Origin of the sequence: Streptomyces aureus (genome assembly GCF_001418135.1) — a bacterium.
Lineage (GTDB): Bacteria > Actinomycetota > Actinomycetes > Streptomycetales > Streptomycetaceae > Streptomyces > Streptomyces aureus_A.
On the sequence record NZ_LIPQ01000444.1, the window covers coordinates 1 to 8,871 of the forward strand.

Below are 8,871 nucleotides of genomic sequence, written 5' to 3' on the forward strand. Positions count from 1 at the left end.
CCCCCACGCCGACCCCCACCCCGACCCCGACGTGCACCCCCTTCCTCTGGTGGTGCGTCTGAGCGGCGGCTGCCCGTCAGGGACCCGCAGGCCGGTGTGAGGCGGCGCCGGTGAGCCGGCTCTTGTCGGCCCCGGGCCGGGCGTCGGTCGGCACACCGGGCCGGGCGTCGGTCCGCCCCGGGCCGGGCGTCGGTCGGCCCCGAGTCCTGCGTCAGTCCGCCTCGGGCCTGCCGAACTCCTCGATCAGGACCGGGTACTGCTCGCCGCCGTGGCCGGCGGCGATCGCGCGGTCGGCCATGGCCTTGAACAGCTTCGGGAGTTCGGCGTTGACGCCCAGCGCCTCGCTCTCCCCGATCAAATGCTCCATCGCCCGCGCGTCGGTCTCCAGGGCCGACACCTCGGCCGGGAAGGAGCCGGCGTCGATCTGCTCGGCGTACCCCGGGAGCCAGTCGGCGACTCCGACGGCGATCTGCCGGGCGAACGGCGCGTACGTGGCCGCGTCGACGCCCGCCTTCCTCAGCATGGCCGTGCCCTGGAGCCAGGCGTTCAGGACGCTCCACATCATGGCCAGGCCGGCCACGTCGTACAGGGACGCGAGCCCGTGGTCCTCGCCGAGGTGGGTGACGGTGCCGAGCGCTTCGAGGGTGGGGCTGTGGGCGTCGAAGTCCGCCTTCGGCCCGCTGTGCAGGATGACCGCCTCGGCGGTGCCGATCACCGGCGGGACGGCCATGAGGGCGCCGTCCAGGTAGCGGGCGCCGCGCCGTTCGGCCCAGCGGGCGGCCTCCCGGGCCTGGGCCGAGTCGCCCGAGGTCAGGTTGACCAGGGTCGTGTCGTCGAGCTTCACGCCGTCCGCGTCGAGCAGTTCGCGCACGGCCTCGTAGTCGGTGAGACAGACGATCGTCAGGGGGCTCGCGCCGAGCGCGGCGCCGATCGAGGGCGCCAGGTGCGCGCCCGCTGCCACCAGCGCGGCGGCCTTGGAGCTCGTACGGTTCCACACGGTGGTGGGGTGTCCGGCCCCGAGGAAGGCGCCGGCGAGTGCCCGGCCCATCAGGCCGAGTCCGATGACGGTCACAGGTGCGGTCGCGGATGCGTTAACGGGTGCGGCTGTTCTGTCGGTCATGGCAGCATCGTCGACGTTGATACCGGTGTGAAGGTCAAGCGAGCGCGAGCGAGTGAGGTCGAGATTGCTGTGCGGATCGGGGAGTTGGGCCGCCGGACGGGTGTCCACACCCATCAGTTGCGCTACTACGAGGCCCAGGGGCTCCTGGAGGCCGACCGCGGCTCCAACGGATACCGGGAGTACGACGAGAGCGCCGTGCTGCGGGTGAAGCAGATCCGGCATCTGCTCGGCGCGGGGCTGTCCTCGGAGGACATCGCGTACGTGTTGCCGTGCGCGGTCGGCGAGGTCCCGGAGCTGGCCGGCTGCCCCGAGCTGCTGGCGGCCATGCGGTCGCGGATGGGGCGGATCGAGGACCAGATGGAGCGGCTGGCCCGGTCCCGCGAGGCGCTCGCCGGCTACATCGACGCGGCCGAGCGCACGGGTGCCGAGAACTATCCGCCCTTCGACGGATCCGACCGGGGGACCGTCCCCGCCTGAGAGGGGAGGTCTCCTGCGAGGCGTGAGCGGGCGCGCCCGAGCGGCGAGGCTTCCCGCGAGGCCTAGACGTCCGGCTGGACGCCGAGCATCCGCTTCAGCAGGTCCCGCAGCAGCGTCCGCTCGGCCTCGGTCAGCTCGCCGAGCGGCTCGCGCGCGAAGTCCAGGGACTCGCGCAACCGGTGGGCCGTCGCGCGGCCCTCCTCCGTGGGGACGGCCAGTTTGACGCGGCGGTCCGCCGGGTCCGGGCGGCGTTCCACCAGGCCACGGGCCTCCAGGCGGTCCACGATCCCGGTGATGTTGGACGGCTCGCACTTCAGTTTCTGGGCGATGCGGCGCATCGGCAGCGGATCCAGCGAGAGCAGGCCGAGGACACGGGCCTGCGCGCCGGTCAGCGCGTGCTGCGCGGCGGCCTGCTCGTACTCCTCGTAGTAGCGCGCGACGACCGTGCCGATCAGCTCGACGACTTCGAGGGTCAGGGGATCCGTGCGTGGGGTGGCCATGCCCTCCATCCTACCCAGATGCTTGACAACATAAAATATCTAGGTGCATGGTTGTTTCAGGTAGTGAATCTTTTGTGATCTGAAGCTTTTCGTACGTTCTCTGGAGGCCGTGCTCATGTCCGTTCTTCCCGCGTCCAGCCGTGAGTGGCACCTCGTCGCCCGTCCGCACGGCTGGCCGACCCCCGCGGACTTCGCGCTCCGTGAGACCCCCGTCACCGAGCCCGCCGAGGGTCGGATCCTGGTCAGGAACCTGCACTTCTCGGTCGACCCGTACATGCGCGGCCGGATGAACGACGTGAAGTCGTACATCCCGCCGTTCAAGCTCGACCACCCCATGGACGGCGGCGCGGTCGGCGAGGTCATCGCCTCGAACGCCGAGGGCTTCGCCGTCGGCGACCACGTCCTGCACGGCCTCGGCTGGCGCGAGTACGCCGACGTCCCGGCCCAGCACGCCACCAGGGTCGACCCGGCGCTCGCCCCCCTCTCCGCCTACCTCGGCGTCCTCGGCATGACCGGCCTCACCGCCTATGCCGGCCTCTTCGACGTGGCCTCCTTCAAGGAGGGCGACGCGGTCTTCGTCTCCGGCGCCGCCGGTGCCGTCGGCAGCCAGGTCGGCCAGATGGCGCGCCTCAAGGGCGCCTCGCGGGTGATCGGCTCGGCCGGCTCCGACGAGAAGGTCAGGTTCCTCGTCGAGGAGCTCGGCTTCGACGCCGCCTTCAACTACAAGAACGGCCCGGTCAAGGACCAGCTCCGCGAGGCCGCCCCGGACGGCATCGACGTCTACTTCGACAACGTCGGCGGTGACCACCTCGAAGCCGCGATCTCCTCGCTCAACGTGCACGGCCGCGCCACCATCTGCGGCATGATCGCCCAGTACAACGACACCGAGCCGGTGGCGGGACCGCGCAACATGGCGATGATCATCGGCAAGCGGCTCCGTCTCCAGGGCGTCCTCGTCGGCGACCACTACGGCCTCCAGCAGCAGTTCGTGCAGGAGGTCGGCGGCTGGCTCGCCGCCGGCGAGCTCAAGCACCGCGAGACCTTCGTCGAGGGCGTCGAGAACGGCGTGGACGCCTTCCTCGGACTGCTCCGCGGCGACAACACCGGAAAGATGATCGTCTCGGTGACCCGTTAGTCTTCCCTCAGCCGTCGCGATCGTGGGCGCGAGTCGCGGCGAACCCATGAAGGAAGTACCTCGCATGTCGATCCAGCACTCCGACGTTCTCTACACCGCCGTCGCCACCGCCGAGAACGGGCGTGACGGGCGTGTCGCCACCGACGACGGCCGGCTCGAGGTCGTCGTCAACCCGCCGAAGGCCATGGGCGGCTCCGGCGCGGGCACCAACCCCGAGCAGCTCTTCGCGGCGGGCTACAGCGCCTGCTTCCAGGGCGCGCTCGGCGTCGTCGCCCGTAACGAGAACGCCGACATCTCCGGCTCGACGGTCACCGCCGAGGTCGGCATCGGCAAGAACGACGACGGCTTCGGCCTCATCGTCAAGATCTCGGCGACCATCCCGAACGTGGACGACGAGACGGCGAAGAGCCTGATCGAGAAGGCGCACCAGGTCTGCCCGTACTCCAAGGCGACCCGCGGCAACATCACGGTCGAGCTCGCCGTCTGAGCCCCTGACCGAGCACTCGGCCGACCACTGACCGACCGCTGACCGAGGACCGCCCCCGACCGCCGTCGGGGCGCGGTCCTCGCTGCGTGCGGGCCGCCGCGAGGGCCCCGATAGGGTGACCCTCATGCGCGATCTCGGGGTGGGTTTCGGTTACCTGGTAAAGGGCCAGAAGTGGGTGGGCCGGCACGGACGGTGGTTCGGTTTCGGGCTGCTGCCCGGACTCGTCACCCTCGTCCTCTACGCGGGCGCGCTCGTCGGTCTCGGCTACGGCGCCGACGACCTGGCCGCCTGGGCGACCCCCTTCGCCGACGACTGGAGCTCTCCCTGGCTCGGGATGTTCCGCGGCACCCTGACCGCCCTCGTCGTCGCCCTCGGTCTCTTCCTCGCGGTCATCACCTTCACCGCCGTGACCCTGCTCGTCGGCCAGCCGTTCTACGAGTCGCTCTCCGAGGAGGTCGACCGGAGCGAGGGCGGCGACGTCCCCGAGTCCGGGCTTCCGCTCTGGCGCGAGCTGTGGATCTCGGCCCGTGACAGCCTGCGGATCCTGCTGCGGGTCGTGTTCTACGGCATCCTGCTCTTCGCCTGCGGCTTCATCCCGGTGATCGGCCAGACCGTCGTCCCCGTCGTCGGCTTCTGCGTCTCCGGCTTCTTCCTCGCCGAGGAGCTGACGTCCGTCGCGTTCCAGCGCCGCGGCGTCGAGCTCAAGGAGCGCCTCCGGATGCTTCGGGGGCGCCGGATGGCCGTCCTCGGCTTCGGCGTTCCGCTGACCCTCGCCTTCCTCGTGCCCTTCGTCGCCGTCTTCCTGATGCCGGGCGCGGTCGCGGGGGCCACCCTGATGGCCCGCGAGCTGGGCGGCGAGACCGGCGGCGACGACCGGGACGAGAACTCCCGGGAAAACGATCACCCGGGCGGCAACCTTCCTTCCTCCGGCGGCGACCAGGGGGTGCACCACCTCCCCCACTGAAGGAAGAAGCATCATGACGTCAGCGTCACACAAGCGGAAGACGGGCCGTCGGCGGGCGGTCATCGGCGGTCTGAGCGCCCTCGGAGTCACCGGGGCGGCGATCGTCACCACGACCCTGCTCGCCCCGGCGGGCGCCGCGAGCGCCCTGCCCGCCTGGCCGCAGGCCAAGGGCGGCAAGCCGGTCCCCGCGTCCATCGAGGTCTCCGGCACCTACGACGGCAAGCTCCAGCGCTTCCACGGCACCGGTGAGCTCGGCTCGGACGGCCAGGACGAGAGCCAGCAGCCGCTCTTCGTCCTCAAGGACGGCGCGGTCCTCAAGAACGTGATCATCGGCTCCCCGGCCGCCGACGGGGTCCACTGCCTCGGCAGCTGCACCCTGCAGAACGTCTGGTGGGAGAACGTCGGCGAGGACGCCGCCACCTTCAAGGGCACCTCGGCGTCCTCGGTGTACACGGTGTACGGCGGCGGCGCGAAGAGCGCGTCCGACAAGGTCTTCCAGTTCAACGGCGCGGGCAAGCTGGTCGTGACCAAGTTCCAGGTCTCCGACTTCGGCAAGCTCGTCCGGTCCTGCGGCAACTGCAAGAAGCAGTACCCGCGGACGATCCTGGTCAACGACGTCGACATCACCACGCCCGGCAAGTCGATCGTCGGGGTCAACGCCAACTACGGCGACACCGCGTCCCTGCGGAACATCAGGATCCACGGCGACACCAAGAAGAAGATCAAGCCGTGCACCCGCTTCACCGGCAACAACACCGGCAAGGAGCCCAAGGAGATCGGCACCGGCCCGGACGGCACCACGTGCCGCTACTCCGCCGGAGACCTCTCGTACGACTAGCCGCACGCACTCGGTCCCCGGCGCCGTCTCAGGCGTCGAGGACCGGGTGCAGTTCCGGCCGGGCGTCCCACCACTCCCGGTAGAAGGCGTTGTTGCCGACGTTCGCCAGATAGGCGTGGACCGCCGCCCGGTAGAGCAGCTCCGCCTGCCGGGTGGGGACCGCCGCCCTGTTCCAGGCCAGCCGGATCCGGCCCAGGACCGGGTCGCCCTCCAGGGGGCGCAGGACCGTGCCCTCCGCGTACGGGGCCGTGGGCTGGCTCATGGAGATCGCCCGGCCGGAGGCGATCAGGTCGTAGTGCATCTTCCGGTCGGCGACCCGGTGCCGCAGTGAGGGGGTGAACCCGGCCTTCGCGCAGGCGGCGACCAGCGCCTCGGGCCCTCCGTCGTCGTCCTCCACCAGCGTCATCCAGGACTCGCCGGCCAGCTCGGCCAGCGCGATCCGTTCCTTCCCCGCCAGCGGGTGCGCGGCCGAGAGGCGCACGCAGAACGGCTCCCTGGGGACCAGGGTCCTGGCCGTGGTGCCCTGGGGCAGGGCGACCTCGTGCTCGTTGACCTCCCCGTACAGCACGGCGTCGTACCGGCCCGCGCCGAGCTGCCGGGTCAGGGTGGTCGCCGAGTGCTCCACGGTCACCGAGATGTCCTGACCTGCCATCACCCGCTCCAGCTGGCCGAGCAGCCCGTCGACCAGGACGAGCAGGATGCAGCCGAGCCGCAGCGGTGTGCCGGGGGCGACGGCCCGCGCCCCGGCGGCGAGGGCGTCCATCTCGCCGAGCACGAGCCGCGCCTTGGAGAGGACGAACTCCCCCAGCGGGGTGGGCTCCACGCCGTGGCGGCCGCGCAGGAAGAGCTCCCCGCCCGCGACCCGCTCGATGCGCCGGAGCTGAGCGGAGAGCGCCGGCTGGGAGACCCCGAGCCGCCCGGCCGCGCGGCCCAGACTGCCCGCTTCCGCTATCCGGCAGACGGCTTCGAGATGCCTCAACTCCAGCTGCATTTCAGCAGCGTACGCAGCACCGCGCGGTCGCACCATAACCCGCGTCTTATGCCGGATGAGATGTCCCGAACCAGTCATGTCCACGCCCATACTCGGCGCGACGATCCGTCTCCCCCACCACGATCCCACCCCGATCGGAGCAGACGTTGCACCCCAGCAGAATCACGGCGGCCGTGGCCGCCCTGGCGCTCTCGGCGAGCCTCGCGACCGCCCTCGCCGGCACCGCCACCGCGGCCCCGCAGGCGCAGCCCGCGCCCCCGGGCCACGGCAGGTCCCTCGCGCTCGCCGCCGCCGACGGCGCCGCGGCCAGCGGCCTCGACGAGCTCCGGCACGGCGCCGACGAGGACCTCGTCCGCACGTCCGTCACCCCCTGGACGAACGGCCTGTACTACGCCGCGTACGAGCGCACCTACCGCGGCCTCCCGGTCGTCGGCGGCGACGCGGTCGTCGTCTCCGACAGCTCCGGCAGGGTCCGTGAGGTCACCGGCGCCCCGGCGCCCGCCATCAGGGTCTCCACGAAGGCGAAGGTGAGCGCCGCCGCGGCCCTCGCCACCGCCCGCAGGCAGCTGGCCTCGGTGGAGAGCGCGAGCGCCCCCGAGCTGACCGTGCTCCTCAAGGGCGGCAAGGCCGTGCTGACCTGGCACACCCTGGTCATCGGCCGGACCGCTCAGGACGCCCCGAGCTCCCTCGACACCCATGTCGACGCGCGTACCGGCTCCGTCGCCCGGGCCACCGACAAGATCCTGCACGCCGACGGCCGCGGCCACCACAACGGCAACGTCACCATCGACACCGCCGCGAGCTCCATGACCGACACCAGCCGTGGCGGCTTCAAGTGCGGCGGGCAGAACGGCAGCGCGTACACGGGCTCCTCGCCCTGGGGCAACAACGGCGCCAACGACCTGGTGACCGCCTGCGTCGACATCATGTACGCGGCGCAGAAGGAACACTCCATGCTCAAGGAGTGGTTCGGCTACAACGGCCAGAACGGCCAGGGCGGCATGGTCCCGGCCCGCGCCGGACTCTCCGAGGTCAACGCGTACTACGACGGCACGAAGACGACCTACGGGCGGGCCCAGACCGGCTCGAACCAGCTCACCGGCATCGACGTCGTGGCGCACGAGTACGGCCACGAGATCTTCGACCGGACCCCGGGCAGCGCCGGATCCTCCAACGAGAACGGCGGGCTCAACGAGTCCACCGGCGACATCTTCGGCGCGCTCACCGAGCACTACGCCAACAACCCGAACGACACCCCGGACTACACGGTCGGCGAGAAGGTCAACTTCTTCGGCGACGGCAAGCCGATCCGGAACATGTACAACCCCTCGCTCGTCGGCAACGACCCCAACTGCTACCCCCAGTTGAGCTCGGGCACCGAGGTGCACGCCGCGGCCGGACCGCAGAACCACTGGTTCTACCTGCTCGCCGAGGGCTCCAACCCGGGCGGTGGCAAGCCCAGCAGCCCCATATGTTCCGGCGGTCCGTCCTCCGTGACGGGCATCGGCATCCAGAAGGCCGGCAAGATCTTCATGGGCGCCCTGCTCATGAAGACCTCCTCGTGGAACCACCTCGCCGCCCGCAGAGCGACCCTGACCAGCGCCAAGAACACCTACGGCAGCACCGAGTGCAACGCGGTGAAGGCCGCCTGGAACGCGGTCGGCGTCCCCGCCCAGTCCGGTGAGACCGACTGCGGCGGCACCACCACCCCGGACTTCTCGCTCGCCCTGAACCCCTCCTCGGGCTCGGTCCAGCCCGGTGCCTCCGTCACCTCCACGGTGAACACCAGCACCACCGGCGGCAGCGCGCAGACCGTCCAGCTCTCCGCGAGCGGCGCCCCGAGCGGTGTCACCGTCTCCTTCAGCCCGGCGTCGGTGACCTCCGGCAACGCGTCCACGATGACCGTGCAGGTCGCGGCGGGCACGGCCAACGGCACCTACCCGATCACCGTCACCGGTACGGGCTCCGCCACCCACACCGTCACCTACCAGCTGTCGGTCGGCACCACGACCCCGCCCACCGGCTGCGCCGGCTCCGAGCACACCTACCAGGGCAGCCTGACCTCCGGCCGGACCGCGGTCCAGCCCGACGGCTCGTACTACTACTCGGCGACCTCCGGCACCCACGTGGGCTGCCTGCGAGGCCCGGCCGGCCAGGACTACGACCTCTACCTGCAGAAGTGGAACGGCACGGGCTGGGTGGACGTCGCCGTCGGCGGCACCGCGACGGCCGACGAGGACACCAGCTACCACGGCACCGCGGGCTACTACCGCTACATCGTCCACGCGTACAGCGGCTCCGGCGCGTACACGCTGGGCCTGAGCGCCCCGTAACGGGGACGGGGCGCTCAGGCCCAGCG

The 8,871-nt window shown here is 71.2% G+C and carries 9 protein-coding genes; 6 read left to right on the forward strand and 3 right to left on the reverse strand.

The annotated features are described in order from the left end of the window. Window positions 1–211: 211 nt before the first annotated feature. Window positions 212–1,120, reverse strand: a complete 909-nt coding sequence (locus AOK00_RS30140; protein ID WP_055603394.1) for an NAD(P)-dependent oxidoreductase — start codon at window positions 1,118–1,120, stop codon at window positions 212–214. Between the two features lie 69 nt (window positions 1,121–1,189). Here AOK00_RS30140 and AOK00_RS30145 point away from each other — a divergent pair, with 69 nt between their 5' ends. Continuing rightward, window positions 1,190–1,597 (forward strand): MerR family transcriptional regulator, encoded by a 408-nt coding sequence (locus tag AOK00_RS30145; protein ID WP_055603387.1) that lies wholly within the window; start codon window positions 1,190–1,192, stop codon window positions 1,595–1,597. A gap of 62 nt (window positions 1,598–1,659) precedes the next feature. Here AOK00_RS30145 and AOK00_RS30150 read toward each other — a convergent pair whose 3' ends face one another. Beyond that, window positions 1,660–2,097 (reverse strand): MarR family winged helix-turn-helix transcriptional regulator, encoded by a 438-nt coding sequence (locus tag AOK00_RS30150; RefSeq protein ID WP_030321890.1) that lies wholly within the window; start codon window positions 2,095–2,097, stop codon window positions 1,660–1,662. 115 nt (window positions 2,098–2,212) lie between these two features. On the opposite strand from AOK00_RS30150, the gene AOK00_RS30155 reads away from it, so the two are divergent. From AOK00_RS30155 to AOK00_RS30170, 4 genes are all read left to right on the forward strand, one after another. Further along, window positions 2,213–3,232: an NADP-dependent oxidoreductase gene (locus AOK00_RS30155; RefSeq protein ID WP_055603388.1), complete on the forward strand. Its 1,020-nt coding sequence runs from the start codon at window positions 2,213–2,215 to the stop codon at window positions 3,230–3,232. Window positions 3,233–3,296: 64 nt separating this feature from the next. After that, window positions 3,297–3,719 (forward strand): organic hydroperoxide resistance protein, encoded by a 423-nt coding sequence (locus AOK00_RS30160; protein ID WP_055603389.1) that lies wholly within the window; start codon window positions 3,297–3,299, stop codon window positions 3,717–3,719. 124 nt (window positions 3,720–3,843) lie between these two features. Next, a complete protein-coding gene (locus AOK00_RS30165) occupies window positions 3,844–4,683 on the forward strand; it encodes an EI24 domain-containing protein (RefSeq protein WP_055603390.1) in 840 nt (279 codons plus the stop codon). Window positions 4,684–4,696: 13 nt separating this feature from the next. Next, window positions 4,697–5,521: a pectate lyase gene (locus AOK00_RS30170; protein WP_055603391.1), complete on the forward strand. Its 825-nt coding sequence runs from the start codon at window positions 4,697–4,699 to the stop codon at window positions 5,519–5,521. A 28-nt stretch (window positions 5,522–5,549) separates the two neighbouring features. Here AOK00_RS30170 and AOK00_RS30175 read toward each other — a convergent pair whose 3' ends face one another. Then, window positions 5,550–6,512 (reverse strand): LysR family transcriptional regulator, encoded by a 963-nt coding sequence (locus tag AOK00_RS30175; RefSeq protein ID WP_055603392.1) that lies wholly within the window; start codon window positions 6,510–6,512, stop codon window positions 5,550–5,552. A 146-nt stretch (window positions 6,513–6,658) separates the two neighbouring features. Between AOK00_RS30175 and AOK00_RS30180 the strand changes: the two genes are divergently transcribed. Beyond that, window positions 6,659–8,845, forward strand: a complete 2,187-nt coding sequence (locus tag AOK00_RS30180) for a M4 family metallopeptidase (protein WP_301554232.1) — start codon at window positions 6,659–6,661, stop codon at window positions 8,843–8,845. Window positions 8,846–8,871 lie beyond the last annotated feature (26 nt).

Bases quoted from the DNA above. Each gene is read 5' to 3' on its own strand.
- AOK00_RS30140 (WP_055603394.1), bottom strand. From the start codon at position 1,120: ATGACCGACAGAACAGCCGCACCCGTTAACGCATCCGCGACCGCACCT.
- AOK00_RS30150 (WP_030321890.1), bottom strand. From the start codon at position 2,097: ATGGCCACCCCACGCACGGATCCCCTGACCCTCGAAGTCGTCGAGCTG.
- AOK00_RS30155 (WP_055603388.1), top strand. From the start codon at position 2,213: ATGTCCGTTCTTCCCGCGTCCAGCCGTGAGTGGCACCTCGTCGCCCGT.
- AOK00_RS30160 (WP_055603389.1), top strand. From the start codon at position 3,297: ATGTCGATCCAGCACTCCGACGTTCTCTACACCGCCGTCGCCACCGCC.
- AOK00_RS30165 (WP_055603390.1), top strand. From the start codon at position 3,844: ATGCGCGATCTCGGGGTGGGTTTCGGTTACCTGGTAAAGGGCCAGAAG.
- AOK00_RS30170 (WP_055603391.1), top strand. From the start codon at position 4,697: ATGACGTCAGCGTCACACAAGCGGAAGACGGGCCGTCGGCGGGCGGTC.
- AOK00_RS30175 (WP_055603392.1), bottom strand. From the start codon at position 6,512: ATGCAGCTGGAGTTGAGGCATCTCGAAGCCGTCTGCCGGATAGCGGAA.